This is a genomic window from Paraburkholderia pallida (assembly GCF_004524855.1).
Classification (GTDB): domain Bacteria; phylum Pseudomonadota; class Gammaproteobacteria; order Burkholderiales; family Burkholderiaceae; genus Paraburkholderia; species Paraburkholderia oxyphila.
Genome location: NZ_CP038148.1, coordinates 3,125,850 through 3,141,763 on the forward strand (window position 1 = coordinate 3,125,850; position 15,914 = coordinate 3,141,763).

A 15,914-nucleotide genomic window follows, 5' to 3' on the forward strand; every position below is an offset into this window, starting at 1 on the left:
TGGGCGACCGTTTTTGCGTGACGTGCACAACATGAAGTCAAGCGATGCGCCACCCCACGCCGCAGCGCGCATCGATCAGACCATCGCTCGATCAGGACTCCACGTCTTCGAGGCTGAAGATCTCCGACTGGTCGTTGTACGAGAAAATCTCGCCATAACGGCCCCAGTCGATCACCGTGTCGAGCGTCTCTTCCGCGGCGCCGTCCGAGAGGAAGTCCTCGAGCTCCTGCTCGAAGCGCACGCGCGGCGCGCGATGGCCCGGGCGCTCGTTGAGCACTTTCTTGATCCGCGCGGCGAGCGGCACGTGACGCAGCAGATGCTCGGCGAACATCATCTTGCGCTCCTGCGTGCCGAATTCCGCGAACACGCGCGCGGGCGGCGTGAGCAGCACATCGCCTTCGCGCACGTCGGCGAAACCGAGGTTCTGGAGCACTTCGGCGATCGGGAACAGATCGTCCACCTCCAGATGCAGCGAGCGCGCGATTTCCGGCATGTCGGCACGGCCGTGATACGGCGCGGCCGCCAGCGTCTCGATCAGACCGGCCATCAAGTTGGTCGACACGCGCGGCAGCCAGCTGCCGAGCTCGAGCCCCTTCTTGGTCTTCTCGTCGGTCTGACGCGCGGTCATCTTCGCGTAAATGTCGTCGACGAGCTTGCGGAACGCGGGGTCCAGGCGGTTGCGCGGATGCTTGAACGGCACCTTGATCTCCGCCACCACGCGCCCCGGATTCGACGAGAGCACGAGAATGCGGTCGCACATGAAGACCGCTTCCTCGATGTTGTGCGTGACGATCAGCACCGACTTGATCGGCAGGCGCCCTTGCGTCCACAGGTCGAGCAAATCGGTACGCAGCGTTTCGGCGGTCAGCACGTCGAGCGCCGAGAACGGCTCGTCCATCAGCATCAGCATCGGGTCGACGACGAGCGCGCGCGCAAAGCCCACACGCTGGCGCATGCCGCCCGAGAGCTCGCGCGGGTAGGCGTTCTCGAAGCCGTCCAGACCGATCAGGTCGATGGCGGCCAGCGCCCGTTCGCGACGCTCGCGCGCGCCCACGCCTTGCGCCTCGAGGCCCGCTTCCACGTTCTGCAGCACCGTGAGCCACGGGAACAGCGCGAAGGTCTGGAACACCATCGCCACGCCTTCGGCCGGGCCTTCGAGCGGCTTGCCGCGCCAGCTGACCTCACCGGAAGTCGGCGAGATCAGCCCGGCGATGATGCGCAACAGCGTGGACTTGCCCGAGCCGGAACGGCCGAGCAGCCCGACGATCTCGCCTTCGCGCAGCGACAGGTTCGCGTCGTCGAGCACGAGCAGCTCGCCCTGGTTCTTGTTGAAACCCCGGCACACGTTCTGCACGTTCAGGATTTCTTCGCCCACACGCGGCGGGTTCGGGGCCGTCTGCACGTCGCCGTGCGCGGTGCTCAGAGTCTTGGGGTTTTGCATCGCTTTACCTTCCAGCGTTCGATGATTCGGTCAGTCGAGTCGCAGCTTGGACTCTGCGTACGTGTACAGCGGACGCCAGAGCACGCGGTTGAACAGCGTGACGAACAGCGACATCACGGCAATGCCGAGAATGATCTTCGGATAGTCGCCAGCGGCGGTCGTCTGCGCGATATAGGCGCCGAGTCCATGCGCGGCGACTTTGGTGTCGCCCCACTGCACGAACTCGGACACGATGCTCGCGTTCCACGCGCCGCCCGATGCCGTGATCGCGCCCGTGACGTAGTACGGGAAAATGCCCGGCAGCATCGCCTGGCGCCACCACTGCCAGCCGCGGATGCGGAAATTCTTCGCCGCTTCCTTGTAGTCGTTCGGATAGGAGGTAGCGCCGGCAATCACGTTGAACAGGATATACCACTGCGTGCCGAGCACGATCAGCGGCGACAGCCAAATGTCAGGATTGAGGTGAAAGCGCACGATCACGATCACGAACACCGGGAACAGCAGGTTCGCCGGGAACGCCGCGAGAAACTGCGCGAGCGGCTGAACCTTTTCGGCGAGCGCGGGGCGCAGGCCGATCAGCACGCCAAGCGGCACCCAGATCACCGAGGCAATCGCAATCAGCAGCAGCACGCGAAAGAGCGTAATGAGGCCGAGCACGAACACATGGCCGACTTCGTCGAGCGTCACGCCGGTGCGCACGAAGGCGACCACGCGCCAGACCACGTACACCGTGAGCGCGATCACGAAGATGGCCCAGACGATGTCGCCGATCTTCGAGCGCAGGCCGCTGCGGCGCGCGGGCGCCGACGCCGCGCGCTGCACCATCGGCATGGCGGTCAACGCAGTCAGGGCGGCGGGCAGCTTGAACGGCACGCGCGCGGCCTTCGCGAAGAACCAGCCGAGCGGCACGAGCAGCTGATGAATCAGGTGCGTGCGGCGGATCAGGTCGAGCAGCCACGACTCGGGCGCGTCGCCCGACGAGGTGGTCTCCATGCGGAACTTGTCGGCCCAGGCCACCAGCGGGCGGAACAGGAGCTGGTCGTAGGCCAGGATCACCACCGTCATCGCGAGAATGACCCAGCCCACCGCGTGCAGGTTCTTTTCCGTGATCGCCTGCGCCAGGTACGCGCCGATGCCCGGCAGCGTGATCGTGTTGTTGCCCACCGTGATCGCCTCGGAGGCCACCACGAAGAACCAGCCGCCCGACATCGACATCATCATGTTCCAGATGAGGCCCGGCATCGAGAACGGCACTTCGAGCTTCCAGAAACGCTGCCAGCCGGTCAGGTGAAAGCCCTTCGAGACCTCATCGAGATCGCGCGGCACGGTGCGCAGCGACTGGTAAAAGCTGAAGGTCATGTTCCAGGCCTGGCTCGTGAAGATCGCGAAGATCGCCGCGAGCTCCGCGCCCAGCACGCGCGAGGGAAACAGCGCGAGGAAGAAGGTGACCGTGAACGAGATGTAGCCGAGCACCGGCACAGACTGCAGGATGTCGAGGATCGGCACGAGCACCTGGCTCGCGCGGCGGCTCTTGGCCGCGAGCGTGCCGTAGACGAGCGTGAACACGAGCGAGGCGACCATCGCCGCGAGCATGCGCAGCGTGGTGCGCAAGGCGTACTCGGGCAACATCGACGGATCGAGCGAGATCGCCTCGGTCTTGAGCACGCCAATCGGCGCCATGGTCTGATGAAAGCCCACGACAGCCATGGCGATCAGGCCAATGATCAGCGGGAACGCCACGAAGTCCCAGCGATTGGGCAGCACGCGCCACGCCGAAACGTTGGCGGTACGGTTCAGGTTGAAGCCGAAGTCCATTCAGACGCCCTCCACGCGTTGCCGCGCATGCACGGGGTGAGACGCGGCGCGGCGGGCGCGGCCACATGAAAAGCCGGCATAACGCTGGCAGCGCGCATGGCGCTCAGGCAAAGCGCGATCGGGAAAGGCAAGACGCATGGAGACCGTATTTCGTTAGCGTTGACGACGCACCGTCGGCAAGTGCGGGACCGGGCCGGCGGCCAGCCTCGCGGGACGCGCGAGGCTGGCTTGCCTTGTTCAGGAACGGCACGACACTACACAACCTTCGTGACAGATTCAACCTCGCGCACGATGCCGCCAAACGGCCGCCGGCAAGCGCTTTGCGCGTCCTTTCAGGGCGCCTTCGGGGACCTTGCGCCTGGGCTCGAATACGACGCCCGTCGACGCGCTGTTGCACCGTGCCCTCACTCAGGCATGCAAACTGCATCGAGACGGCCCACCCAAGGGCCTCTGCGGATTCTCAGGCCGCATTCGAGAGTTAAAATCGTCGCACGGCAGCGGCTGCCAACTGTTAAAACTGTTGTCACACGCGGCCACGCATTGCCTCGTCTTGCCGGGATGCCCGCCATCCCGCCCGCCAATGCACCATGCGCGACATGCGCCTGAACGAACCAGAAGGCCGATGAACAGGAGACTCTTGCGTCAGGCTGCCGTGTCCCCCGCAGTTACGGTGGCGGTCGTCGTGGCGGTCGCGCTCGTCTGCTGGCTGGTCGCGGGCTGGCTCGCCGAGCGCATGGTGCGCCAGGAGCTCGACACCGCGCTTGGCGTGCAGCGCCAGATGACGCGTTCGGTCGTCGACAACATGGCCGAAGTCATCGCGAGCGACCTGTCGATGTCGCGCGCCATCCCCGCGACCATGGCCGAAACCGCCGTGGTGCAACAGGCTCTGGCCGAGGCCGGGCATTATGCCGCGTCGCATCCGTCCACGGAACTGGCGCGGCGCGAGGCGCTGCAAAGCGCACCCACGCTCGCGGCCGTAGACGGCTTCCTGCACGACGCGCAAGGCTTCTCCGGCTTCGACGCCATCTGGCTCGTGAACAACAACGGCATCTGCATCGCGTCGAGCAACGCCATGGAGAAAATCTCCTACGTGGGCATCGACATGCGCTCGCGCAACTATCTGAGCGACACCCTGCTCGGCGCGTTCTCCGAGACCTATGGCGTGGGCACCTCGAGCGGCGAGCCGGGCATCTTCGTCGCCGCGCCGGTCTACAACGACGGCCTGCTCGTGGGCGCCGTGCTCGCCAAGGTCAGCATCGCGCGCCTGCGCCACTGGGTGACGCACCCGGGCACCTTTGTCTCCGACAGCAACGGCGTGGTCGTCATGGCGCACGACAGCAAGCTCGAAGGGCTCGCCATGCCGGGCTCCCACGTCGAGGAAATGAACGCCGTCGATCGTGTGAATACCTATCTGCGCGAGCGCTTCGCCGAACTCCCGCTGCACAGCGCGGCCCACGCCGCCACGCGCGAAGCCCCCTGGATGCCGGCGAGCGAGGCGCAGGCGTTCGTGGAGCTGCCCGGCCTTCGCGCTCCGGCGCTCTATGAGCATCGAGGCGGGCTCAATTCGGGGCTCACCGCCCATCTCGTCGATCCGCTCAACGCGTGGCCCGAGTTGCTCGCCAATCAACGGCGCGACCGTCTGCTGATCTTCCTCACGCTCACCGGGTCGACGGCGCTCGCGGCCGTGATCTCGATCTCGTGGGTACGCGAGCGGCGTCTGCACCGCGCGAGCCGCGACCTCGCGGAGCAACTGCAGGCCGCCAACTCGCTGCTGGCCGCCGAGGCGCGCCACGATGCCCTGACGGGCGCGCTCTCGCGCCGCTACTTCCTCAATCTGCTGCGCCGCGAGATCGACGCTGCCTACGCGAGCGGCAGGCCGCTGTGCATGGCGATCGCCGACCTCGACCACTTCAAGCAGATCAACGACCGCTTCGGCCATCCGGCGGGCGATCGCGCGCTGCAGCACTTCGTCGAGACCTGCCGCGCCGAGTTGCGCTCCGACGATGCCGTCGGGCGGCTCGGTGGCGAGGAGTTCGGCATCCTGCTGCCGGCCACCTCGCTCGCCACCGGGCAGGAAGTGATCGAGCGCCTGCGCCGCGAGGTGAAGGCCAGTGTTTGCGCCGGGCTGCCCAGTGAGGCGTATCTGAGCGTGAGCATCGGCATCACCGAGCTCGCGGCGTCCCAGGACCAGCCCGAGCGCCTGATGAGCCGCGCCGATCTCGCGCTCTACATGGCGAAGGCCGGCGGCCGCGACCGCTGCGAAGCGATGGCCTCCGACGGCGCGGCGCCGCCACGCACCACCGCGGCGACCTGGTAACCGATCAGGCAGGCGCGCCCGGCAATCGCCGCTCAATCTGCGCAAGCGAATACTTACTTAATTGCAGGACTCGTCCCGGGCTTTCGCCTCTGACGCGGTATCATCGAACGAACGGAGCGTGTGGCGTCATGCTGCGCGCATCGCCGTAGCCAGTCGCTCAGCACATAGGAGGCATGCATGAAGGGAAATCTGGTCATCGTCTGCCGCGATCAGGATGCTCTCGCGTTCGACCAGCTGATGGTCGAATACGGGGCGTTCCAGACGCGCCTGTCATCGACCGCGTGGTACCTGAAGCTCGAAGCCGCACCGGAGCTGGTTCAGGAAGAGATTCTTGCCCGCCTCGGCAAGTACACGACGCACTACATCTTCGAGGCCGACAGTGTCGTCTACAACACCGTCGACAGCGAGGCCGCCGCCGCACTCGATACGCTGTTCTCAGCCTGAGGCCTGTTCCCGCAACAACAAGCAACAGGGCCTGCCCCAGGCTCCAGCCCACCCGCGCCGCACGCCGGCGCTCACCAGATCTGCGCCGCCTCGGCAACCGTGCGCTCGACGACCTCGACCGGGAACGTCATGCGCACTTCGAGGCCGCCGCTCGAACCATTGCCGATGGCGATTTCGCCGCCCGCCCGACGCACGAGCCGCTCGACGATCGCCAGTCCCAGGCCGCTGTGGCCATTGCCGCCGCGCGCCGGATCGAGCCGCACGAACGGGCGGCTCGCCTGCGTGAGGTCCTGGTCGGCAATGCCCCTGCCGTGGTCGCACAGGGTCAACGTGAACGCGTCCCCGTCGCGCGAGGTCTCGATCACCACGGGCGGCGCGCCATAGGCGTGCGCGTTGTCGAGCAGGTTCGACACCACGCGCTCGAGCGTGGCCGCAGGCAGGCGGAAGTCCGCGCCGGCTTTCAGGCGGCGCTCGATCATGAGCGTCTCGCCGCCCACCGTGCGGTAGTTGCGCGCGATGCGCTCGCACTGGTCGTCCACTTCGACGGGCTCGCTGCGGTCGGCGCCGTCATGGGCGAACACCAGAAATTGGTCGACGATATGCGCCATCGAGTCGACGTCGCGCACCACGCCGTCGCGCACCTTCTGCTCTTCCATCATTTCGGCACGCAGACGCAAACGCGCGAGCGGCGTCTTCAAGTCGTGCGCGACGCCCGCGAGCATGACCGCCCGGTCTTTCTCGGTGCGCTCGACTTCCTTCACCATCTGATTGAAGCCGCGCGTGAGCTGGCGCATCTCGCGCGGACCGCGCTCGCGCACGGGCGGCACCGGCTGGCCGCGCCCGAAGCGCGCCACCGCCTGGGCCAGCGCGCGCAGCGGCTGCTGCAGCATCCACGCGGCCACCAGTGCCGCGATCACGGCCGCCGAAAAGATGATGACGAACCATGGCACCGCGCGGTCGATGGGCCGCATCGGGCGCAGCGGCATTGCCGGCACGACGATCCAGCGCGCATCTTGAGGACCGCGCACCCACAGCGTGGGCGGATGCCCGGGCTGCCCGACGCGCACGTCGGTGCCGGGGGGCATGCGGTCGCGAACGTCGTCGATGAAGCGGCGCAAGCCACTGGGCATATCGGCATTGTCCGGCGGCACCCCAGCGCTCGCCGGGTCGACCAGTTGCACGCGCGAGGGCAGCGGCTGGTCGGGCTCGCGCTGCACGTGCTGGCGCACGGCGTCGACGAGGAACACCGCCTCCTCCACCGCGTAGCGCGACTGCATCTGGTCGCGCTCGAGACGCATCAGCGCGAACCACGCGACGTGAGAGATCAGCAGAACGCCGATGAAGAGCAGCGCGAGCCGCCCGAACAGCGAATCAAACGGCCGGCGCATGACTATTCTGTTCGCCGTCCGGCACGAAGACGTAGCCACGGCCGCGCACGGTCTGGATGAAGCGCGGCGTGGACGGGTCGCTCTCGAGAATGCGGCGCAGGCGCCACACCTGCACGTCGATGCCGCGGTCGGTGCCGTCGTACTCCGGACCGTGCAGCAGTTCGAGCAGGCGCTCGCGCGTGAGCGTGCGCATGGGGTGATTGACGAAGATCTTCAGGAGCGCGAATTCGCTGCCCGAGAGCATGATGGGCTTGCCTTCCTGCTGCAGCGTGCGCGACTGGAAGTCGAGCGTGAAACGGCCGAACGAGAACGGCTCGCGCTGCTCGGGCGCGGCGGCCGAGGGCACCGTGCGGCGCCGGCGCAGCACCGCCTGCACCCGCGCGAGCAGCTCGCGCGGGTTGAAGGGCTTGCCGAGATAGTCGTCGGCGCCGAGCTCGAGGCCGACGATGCGGTCCACGTCGTCCGCGCGGGCGGTCAGCATGATGACGGGAATGTCGTCGCCCGACGCGCGCAGCTTGCGCAGCGCGGTGAGCCCGTCCACGCCGGGCATCATGAGATCGAGCACGATCAGGTCGGGGCGCTCGCGCTCGAGCCGCCGCTCGAGCGAGCCCGCATCGTGCAGCACCGACACTTCCATGCCCTGCCGCGCCAGATAGTCGCGCAGCAGGTCGCGCAGTTCGACGTCGTCGTCGACGACCAGAATTTGAGTAGCCATGAACGAAGTGTAACGCGCGCGTGAAAGCCGTTTGCTTACACGGACGCAGTTTGGGTTACCGGGTGTTACCGCGAAAGGCGCGCGTAATGTCGTGTAATGACCGCGGGCGGGGCCGTAACACTCGGCGCCCGCCTGCCCGATACGCTAGGGACACCGGTTGCGGATCGCCCTCACCTTCTAGTGGCGCCGTGCCAGACCGGACACCTTCCAGGATTTGTCAGGAGCATCACCATGTATAAGACCACTTCGCGCCTTCTCGCCATCGCCGTGACCTCGCTCGCCCTCACCCTGGGCGCCACCGCCGCCAACGCGCAAACGCCGCCGCCCCCGGGCGGTCCGGCCATGATGCACGGCGGCCACGGTATGCACGGCGATTTCATGATGGGATTCAAAAAGCTGCACGACAAGCTGAACCTGAACGCCGCCCAGGAAAAGCAATGGCAAGCCGCGCTCGACACCATGAAGCAGAACCACGAGGCGATGCGCAAGAACCACGAGCAGCTCAAGCAGCAGTTCGATTCGATGAAGAACCAGCCGATCCTCGACCTGAACGCGATGCACACCACGCATCAGCAGATCGAGCAGCAGGACGCGCAACTGCGCGAGCAGACCGCGCAGGCCTGGCTCAGCTTCTATAACGGGCTGAACGATCAGCAGAAGACCACCGTGAGCACGGCGCTCAAGGAGCGCTTCGCGAAGATGGAGCAGCGCCACGAGAAGATGCGCGAGCACTGGAAGCAGCATCAAAAGGGCGAGGCCTCGGCCCCGGCGGCGCAGTAAGCGCCGCGTGCGGCGCGGCCGGGCAGCGCAGCGCCCGGCTTGTCGGCTCAAGGCAAAACGCCGCGGGACTTGCGTCCCGCGGCGTTATTCATTTCCGCCCGGGCCAGAGCCTCGCCTCAAGCCGCCCAGCCCACTTTCATGCCAAGTCGAAAAGCAGCACCTCGGCGGCGTCGCCGTTCGCAAGCGTCACGGCCGTTTCGCCCTCGATCATCGCGGCGTCCCCGGCCGCGAGGCGCTCGCCGTTGACCTCCAGCGCACCGCGCGCCACATGCACGTAGGCGCGCCGTCCCGCCGGCAGCGCGTATTCGGCGCGCTCGCCGCCATCGATCAGCGCGGCGTGGATCGACGCGTCGGATTGCACCGTCACCGAACCGTCGCGCCCGTCGGGCGAGGCGATCAGGCGCAGGCGCCCGCGCTTGTCGGCGTCGTCGAAACGCTGCTCCTCGTAGCCCGGCGCCCCGCCGCGCGCGGTGGGCAGCAGCCAGATCTGCAGCAGATGCGCCTCCTCGTCCTTCGATGCATTGAACTCGCTGTGCATGACGCCCGTGCCCGCGCTCATGCGCTGCACGTCGCCGGGGCGGATGGTCGAGCCGTTGCCCATGCTGTCGCGGTGCGCGAGCGCGCCCGAGAGCACGTAGGTCACGATCTCCATGTCGCGGTGGCCGTGCGAGCCGAAGCCGCCGCCGCCCGCGATGCGGTCGTCGTTGAGCACCCTGAGCGCCCCGTAGTGCACGTGGGCTTCGTCGAAATAGTCGGCGAACGAGAAGCTGTGCCAGCTGTCGAGCCAGCCGTGGTTGGCGTGGCCGCGTTCGTCGGCGCGTCGGATCGTAAGCATGGGTATTCTCCGGTCAGTCATGTCGATACCACCAAGTGGGGGCGAGCGGCCCGCGGCACAATCGGCAGCGGCGCACCGCAGCGTTTCTGCGGCGTCATCAATGGTTCGCGCGCAGGCCTTGAGCGGTGCGCCGAAGGCGGTCCGGAGTCGGCTCAGCGACGCTCTCCGTCACGCGCTTTCTCCAGAGTCTGTCAGACCGAAGCCACACGCCAGAATGCAGGCGACCGCGCCACCATCCGCTTCGGGTAAAATACCGCGCTTTTCGTGCACGGCCGGTTAGGTATGGCCGGTTTGGCACGGCCAGCCTGGTTAGCCCGGCGGTTTGCCCCAGCGCACCCACGCGCGGTAAGCGCGGGGTCCCAACGCTGTACGCGTCCGACCCGTATTTTTGATCGCCTAAAATAGCGGCGCCCGGTCACAAGCCAGCCCGCGCGAGAGCGGACCGCCGTCCCGTCCTCCAGGGCTCTCAGGCAGGCCTTGGGGAAAACGTCAGGCAGACGCTCCGGCAGACGTCGAACGGTGCCGACCCGGCACCTTGCTGCGCGGCACCCATACGGCGCCGCGCTCGTATCAGATTTGCATGGGACCTGAGTCACGAGCTCTGCATGAGGCCGCAGTAAGTGCTAAAGCACCCACTCCGGCCGACAGCCAAAGCGCGAACTCCGGTCGACAGGAGAATGATGAAGAAGTTTGCAGTGTGCATCGCGCTCGCCCTTCTGGCGGGCAGCGCCGCGGCCAAGGAATGGAAAACCGTGCGCATCGGCGTCGATGCGAGCTATCCGCCGTTCGAGTCCAAGAATGCCAGCGGCCAGATCGTCGGTTTCGACGTCGACCTGACCAAGGCGCTCTGCGCGCGCATGAACGTGAAGTGCGTCTGGGTCGAGAGCGACCTCGACGGCATCATTCCCGCGCTCAAGGCCCGCAAGTTCGACGCGATCGTCTCGTCGCTGTCGATCACCGACCAGCGCCGCACGCAGATCGACTATTCCGACAAGATGTTCGACGCGCCCGCGCGCATGCTCGCGAAGGCCGGCTCGCCGCTCCTGCCGACGGTGGCCTCGCTCAAGGGCAAGAACGTGGGCGTCGAGCAGGGCTCGACCCAGGAGGCCTACGCGAAGGCTCACTGGGCCGGCAAGGGCGTGAACGTCGTGTCGTACCAGAATCAGGATCAGGTGTATCAGGATCTGATGTCGGGACGCCTCGACGCGACGCTGCAGGACGAGGTCCAGGCCGACGTGGGCTTCCTGAAGACGCCGCGCGGCAAGGGCTTTGCGTGGGCGGGCCCGGCGGTGGAGGATCCGGCGACAATCGGCGATGGCACCGCGATCGGCCTGCGCAAGGACGACACCGACCTGAAGGCGCAGTTCAATACCGCACTGGCCGCCATCCACAAGGACGGCACGTTCGACCGGATCGCGAAGCAGTATTTCGACTTCGATATCTATAAAGGCAAGTAAAGAATTAGACGGAGACACACGGCGCCCACGGGCGCCGCCGTCGCGAAGCACGCGGCCAGCCATCCCGGCCGCGCATGAACGGATTGAACCGCGGCATTCTCTGCCGCGCCTTTCTCGGGGCGCTTTCCAGCGTTGAGACGCCCCGTCGAGGACTCACCTATGTTTCTTCAAGGCTACGGCCCGCTGATCCTCGCCGGCACCTGGCAGACCGTCAAGCTCTCGGTGCTCTCGCTCGTGCTCTCGTTCGTGCTCGGCCTCCTCGGCGCGGGAGCGAAGCTCTCGAAAAACCGCGTCGTCTATGGCGCCGGCACGGCCTACACCACGCTCATCCGCGGCGTGCCCGATCTCGTGCTGATGCTGCTGCTCTTCTACAGCCTGCAGATCTGGCTGAACATGCTGACCGATTACCTCGGCTGGGATCAGATCGACATCGACCCATTCCTTGCGGGCGTGATCGTGCTGGGCTTCATTTACGGCGCGTACTTCACCGAGACCTTCCGCGGCGCCTTTCTCGCGGTGCCGCGCGGCCAGCTCGAAGCGGGCCACGCCTACGGCATGACCAACTGGCAGGTGTTCACGCGCATCATGTTCCCGCAGATGATGCGCTTCGCGCTGCCCGGCATCGGCAATAACTGGCAGGTGCTCGTGAAGTCCACGGCGCTCGTCTCGATCATCGGCCTCGCCGACGTCGTGAAAGCCAGCCAGGACGCCGGCAAGGGCACCTTGCGCTTTTTCTTCTTCACCCTGCTCGCAGGTGCGATCTATCTCGTCATCACCACGGTCTCCAACTTCGTGCTGATGTATCTCGACAAGCGCTACTCCACCGGTGTGCGCAAGGCGGATCTCTGAAACGCGCGAGGCCAAGACCATGCAAGACTTCGTCCAACTGATCCAGCAATACTGGCGCAACTATCTCTATAGCGACGGCTATCACTTCACCGGCGTCGCCATCACGGCGTGGCTGCTCGTGATTTCGATCGGCATCGGCTTCTGCCTTTCGGTGCCGCTCGCGGTCGCGCGCGTCTCGAAGCGCAAGTGGCTCTCCCGACTCGTATGGCTATATACGTACGTGTTCCGCGGCACGCCGCTCTACGTGCAGTTGCTGCTCTGCTACACGGGCCTCTATAGCCTCGACATCATCCGCAACCACGAGCTGACGAGCGCGTTCTTCAGAAGCGGCATGAACTGCACGCTGCTCGCGTTTGCGCTGAACACCTGCGCGTACACCACCGAAATCTTCGCCGGTGCGATCAAGGCGACACCCTACGGCGAGATCGAAGCGGCGCGCGCCTACGGCATGTCGCCCTTCACGCTGTATCGCCGCGTGATCCTGCCTTCGGCGCTGCGCCGGGCGCTCCCCTACTACAGCAACGAAGTCATCCTGATGCTGCACGCGACGACCGTGGCGTTCACGGCCACCGTGCCCGACATCCTGAAGATCGCGCGCGACGTGAACTCGGCGACCTACCAGTCGTTCGGCGCCTTCGGCATCGCCGCCCTGCTGTACCTGATCATTTCTTTCACGCTCGTGTGGCTGTTCCGCCAGGCCGAGCGCCGCTGGCTCGCGTATCTGCGGCCCCAGAGCAAGTGAGTCCGCACCGAGGTATTTGATGAATTCCCAGAAGCAGAAACTTTTCGTCGACTCGCTCCACAAGAAGTACGGCGACCATGAGGTCCTGAAAGGCGTCTCGCTCAAGGCGAACGCCGGCGACGTGATCAGCGTGATTGGCTCGTCCGGCTCGGGCAAGAGCACGATGCTGCGTTGCATCAACTTTCTCGAGCAGCCCAACGCGGGCCGCATCGTCGTCGACGGCGAGGAAGTGGCCACCCGCGCCGACAAGCGCACCGGCGCGCTGCACGCGGCCGACGTGAAGCAGCTGCAGCGCGTGCGCACCAAGCTCGCGATGGTGTTCCAGCACTTCAATCTGTGGTCGCACATGAATGTGCTCGAGAACGTGATCGAGGCGCCCGTGCATGTGCTCGGCCTCTCGCGCAAGGAGGCCGAGGAGCGCGCGCGCACGTATCTGGAGAAGGTCGGCCTCGCGCCGCGCGTGGAGAAACAATATCCCTCGCACCTCTCGGGGGGCCAGCAGCAGCGCGTTGCGATCGCGCGCGCGCTCGCGATGAACCCCGACGTGATGCTGTTCGACGAGCCCACCTCCGCGCTCGACCCCGAGCTCGTGGGCGAAGTGCTCAAGGTGATGCAGAAGCTCGCCGAGGAAGGCCGCACGATGATCGTCGTCACGCACGAAATGGGTTTCGCGCGCAACGTTTCGAACCACGTAATGTTCCTGCACCAAGGCCGCGTGGAAGAGGAAGGCGTGCCGGCCGAAGTGTTCGCGAATCCGAAGAGCGAGCGGCTGCGGCAATTTCTCTCGGGCAGCCTGAAGTAACGCTCGCGTGTGTAGTCGACTACACCCGGTTGCTGGAATGTAGTCAAACTAGCATTTCAAGGCGCTTTCAGCGCCTTTTCTTTTTGCCTTCAAAAACCTCCCCAACACCCCGCTTTTCGCAGCAAATCCGCGCATTTCGCCTTACTCCTGACGATATTTCGCGTCAATAGTGGCAATCCTGAAGATCCTCCGCCAGCAATCGTGTGTGCCTTGTCCTACAAGGCTTTAGACATACTTTTGGGATCGTGTCGACCACCATCCAGGACGTGCGTATGGCAATTTGACGACACCCCGCCCCTGCCAAGCGATTTCGGTCGCCACTGCCAGTCTTTTTTGCTAAATTAGTAACCAAAGTAGCAAAACAAAGTTCGTTAAAAGTAGTTTCACTTCAAATAAGAACGGGAGATGCCAGTCAACCAGGGGATCTGCAAGACGACTCGAACAGGTTGTCCTGCTCGCATCGTTTCCGTACGCCGATCCTCGGGTCACGCTCCCTATGCGACAACTTCTGTCCGCAGCACCCCGAAGGCGCGCGGACGTCTTTCGCAGTACTTAGGTTGACTCTTTGACAGGGTATGGAGGAGATGATGAAGAAAGCTTTGCTCGCCGCAGCGTTGATGTCGGCTGGCGTAGTCGCGCATGCGCAAAGCAGCGTGACCCTTTACGGCCGCCTGGATGCAGGCATTGCGTACATGAATGGCATCGGCGTAGGCGGCGGCCCCAATGGCCCCGCGACCAGCGGCAAGAGCCAGGTTCAGCTCGAAAGCGGCTACTGGGGCACCAGCCTCTGGGGCATGAAGGGCGTTGAAGACATCGGCGCCGGCAACAAGGTGCTGTTCCAGTTGGAAGGCAGCTTCAGCACGGCAACAGGCGCGCTCGGCTCGGCCGGCTCGATCTTCAATCGCTGGGCCACGGTCGGCATGGCCAACGATCAGTTCGGTACCCTGCTGCTGGGTCGCGAGCTGTTCATCTCGAACGGCATTTGGGACTTCGATCCGTTTGGCCAGTCGAACTGGTCGTCGGCATCGCTCGTACGTGGCCGCAACTGGCCGCAGTCCAGCAACAACATTTCGTACCAGTCGCCGAAGCTGTACGGCTTTGACTTGTACGGCCAATACTCGTTCTCGAACGCCACGAGCTGGAACGGCAACGGCACGACGCCGCAAGGCCGTCAAGACGGTATCCAGCTGACCTACACGAGCTCGCTGTTCCAGATCCGCGGCCTGTACGACGAAATCCGCAACCCGACGAACGGCACGCTCGGCGGCGCGTACGATCCGACCGGCGTCAACTCGGGCAACACCGCTCAAGGCGTCTTCGCGTACTCGCGCGACTACATGGCGATGGTCAACGTGTTCCTCGGACCGTTCAAGGTTCAGGGCGGCTACGAAGCCATCCGCTCCTCGGGCATGTCGGGCCAGCTGATCGGCCAGCCGACCACGCTCGACCACGAATGGGGTGGCGTGACGTGGCAAGCCACGCCGGCAGCCGCGCTGATTGCGGCGGTCTACCACGTCAACGCCAACAACGGCGGCGGCAACGCCACGCTGTACACGGTCGGCGGCTCGTACAACCTGTCCAAGCGCACGCTGCTCGACCTCCAGGTCGCAACGGTGCAGAACAGCAAGTCGGCCAACTTCGGTCTGAACGCCAACAACTACGGCGATTCGGCTGCGACGACCAACCCGCTCATCGGCCACAGCCAGACTGGCGTGTACGCAGGCATCCAGCACTCGTTCTAAGCTGCAACGAGTGTAGGCAGTACAGTTTCATCCACGTTTTCACGCTGCTGCGAGAGGCGCGTATCGGTGCGGTATCCCAAACGGGTATCGCACCGTTTTTTATGGTGGGGACGGGCCGCGCGAGCGGTGCCGTCCCCTGTTTCTTTGTAGTGCTGCTGCGAGCGGTAACGCGCTACCGCCTCAAACCGCCGCTTCGTTTTCTTCGCCCGTGCGAATGCGGATCACGCGCTCGACATCGGTGACGAAAATCTTGCCGTCGCCGATCTTGCCGGTGCGGGCCGCGCCGATGATCGCGTCGATCACCTGATCGCACTGGTCGTTGGCGACCACCACCTCGATCTTCACCTTGGGCAGGAAATCCACCACATACTCGGCGCCGCGGTAGAGCTCCGTGTGGCCCTTCTGGCGGCCGAAGCCCTTCACTTCGGTGACGGTCAGGCCCGTGAGGCCCACTTCGGCGAGCGCCTCGCGCACTTCGTCGAGCTTGAACGGTTTGATGACGGCGGTGATGCGTTTCATGACGATCCTCTCTGACTCAGTTGATCTGCGGGTTATGTGTGGCTTGTCGGCCGGACATTCGGCGACGG

13 protein-coding genes and 2 pseudogenes are annotated in these 15,914 nt (G+C 65.3%); 8 read left to right on the top strand and 7 right to left on the bottom strand.

What is annotated here, in order from left to right; all coding sequences use genetic code 11:
- Window positions 1-91: 91 nt before the first annotated feature.
- The 3 genes and pseudogenes from E1956_RS14200 to E1956_RS47705 form a co-directional block, all read right to left on the bottom strand.
- Window positions 92-1,441, bottom strand: a complete 1,350-nt coding sequence (locus tag E1956_RS14200) for an ABC transporter ATP-binding protein (protein WP_134749818.1) — start codon at window positions 1,439-1,441, stop codon at window positions 92-94.
- Window positions 1,442-1,471: 30 nt separating this feature from the next.
- Window positions 1,472-2,218 (bottom strand): annotated as a pseudogene (locus E1956_RS47700) (ABC transporter permease subunit); the annotation flags it as partial.
- 71 nt (window positions 2,219-2,289) lie between these two features.
- A pseudogene (locus E1956_RS47705) lies at window positions 2,290-3,256 on the bottom strand (ABC transporter permease subunit); the annotation flags it as partial.
- Window positions 3,257-3,878: 622 nt separating this feature from the next.
- Here E1956_RS47705 and E1956_RS14210 point away from each other — a divergent pair.
- Both E1956_RS14210 and E1956_RS14215 read left to right on the top strand, forming a co-directional pair.
- Window positions 3,879-5,573: a sensor domain-containing diguanylate cyclase gene (locus tag E1956_RS14210; RefSeq protein WP_134749822.1), complete on the top strand. Its 1,695-nt coding sequence runs from the start codon at window positions 3,879-3,881 to the stop codon at window positions 5,571-5,573.
- Between the two features lie 177 nt (window positions 5,574-5,750).
- Window positions 5,751-6,017, top strand: a complete 267-nt coding sequence (locus E1956_RS14215) for a double-stranded DNA-specific endonuclease (RefSeq protein ID WP_028219326.1) — start codon at window positions 5,751-5,753, stop codon at window positions 6,015-6,017.
- A 71-nt stretch (window positions 6,018-6,088) separates the two neighbouring features.
- On the opposite strand, the gene E1956_RS14220 is transcribed toward E1956_RS14215, so the two are convergent.
- Both E1956_RS14220 and E1956_RS14225 read right to left on the bottom strand, forming a co-directional pair.
- Complete coding sequence (locus E1956_RS14220) at window positions 6,089-7,405, bottom strand: ATP-binding protein (RefSeq protein ID WP_134749824.1); 1,317 nt, start codon at window positions 7,403-7,405, stop codon at window positions 6,089-6,091.
- The gene (locus E1956_RS14225) at window positions 7,389-8,120 is read right to left on the bottom strand and encodes a response regulator (protein ID WP_134749826.1); all 732 of its coding nucleotides are present in this window, start codon (window positions 8,118-8,120) and stop codon (window positions 7,389-7,391) included. The genes E1956_RS14220 and E1956_RS14225 overlap by 17 nt, the downstream gene beginning before the upstream one ends.
- Window positions 8,121-8,351: 231 nt before the next feature.
- Here E1956_RS14225 and E1956_RS14230 point away from each other — a divergent pair, with 231 nt between their 5' ends.
- Window positions 8,352-8,900: a Spy/CpxP family protein refolding chaperone gene (locus E1956_RS14230; protein ID WP_134749828.1), complete on the top strand. Its 549-nt coding sequence runs from the start codon at window positions 8,352-8,354 to the stop codon at window positions 8,898-8,900.
- Window positions 8,901-9,036: 136 nt separating this feature from the next.
- On the opposite strand, the gene E1956_RS14235 is transcribed toward E1956_RS14230, so the two are convergent.
- Entirely contained in the window at window positions 9,037-9,735 is a 699-nt protein-coding gene (locus tag E1956_RS14235) for a pirin family protein (protein WP_134749830.1), read from the bottom strand.
- Between the two features lie 680 nt (window positions 9,736-10,415).
- Between E1956_RS14235 and E1956_RS14240 the strand changes: the two genes are divergently transcribed.
- The 5 genes from E1956_RS14240 to E1956_RS14260 all read left to right on the top strand — a co-directional run bounded on the left by E1956_RS14240 (window position 10,416) and on the right by E1956_RS14260 (window position 15,327).
- Window positions 10,416-11,192 carry an ABC transporter substrate-binding protein gene (locus E1956_RS14240; RefSeq protein WP_134750637.1) on the top strand — a complete coding sequence of 259 codons (777 nt, stop codon included), beginning with the start codon at window positions 10,416-10,418 and terminating at the stop codon, window positions 11,190-11,192.
- 159 nt (window positions 11,193-11,351) lie between these two features.
- Entirely contained in the window at window positions 11,352-12,041 is a 690-nt protein-coding gene (locus tag E1956_RS14245) for an ABC transporter permease (RefSeq protein WP_134749832.1), read from the top strand.
- A 19-nt stretch (window positions 12,042-12,060) separates the two neighbouring features.
- Complete coding sequence (locus E1956_RS14250) at window positions 12,061-12,783, top strand: ABC transporter permease (RefSeq protein WP_134749834.1); 723 nt, start codon at window positions 12,061-12,063, stop codon at window positions 12,781-12,783.
- A 19-nt stretch (window positions 12,784-12,802) separates the two neighbouring features.
- Window positions 12,803-13,585, top strand: coding sequence for an ABC transporter ATP-binding protein (locus E1956_RS14255; protein ID WP_134749836.1), 783 nt, complete (start codon window positions 12,803-12,805; stop codon window positions 13,583-13,585).
- Window positions 13,586-14,172: 587 nt separating this feature from the next.
- On the top strand, window positions 14,173-15,327 hold the full coding sequence (locus E1956_RS14260; RefSeq protein ID WP_134750639.1) for a porin: 1,155 nt from the start codon (window positions 14,173-14,175) through the stop codon (window positions 15,325-15,327).
- 180 nt (window positions 15,328-15,507) lie between these two features.
- On the opposite strand, the gene glnK is transcribed toward E1956_RS14260, so the two are convergent.
- On the bottom strand, window positions 15,508-15,846 hold the full coding sequence (gene glnK, locus E1956_RS14265) for a P-II family nitrogen regulator (RefSeq protein ID WP_134749838.1): 339 nt from the start codon (window positions 15,844-15,846) through the stop codon (window positions 15,508-15,510).
- Window positions 15,847-15,914 lie beyond the last annotated feature (68 nt).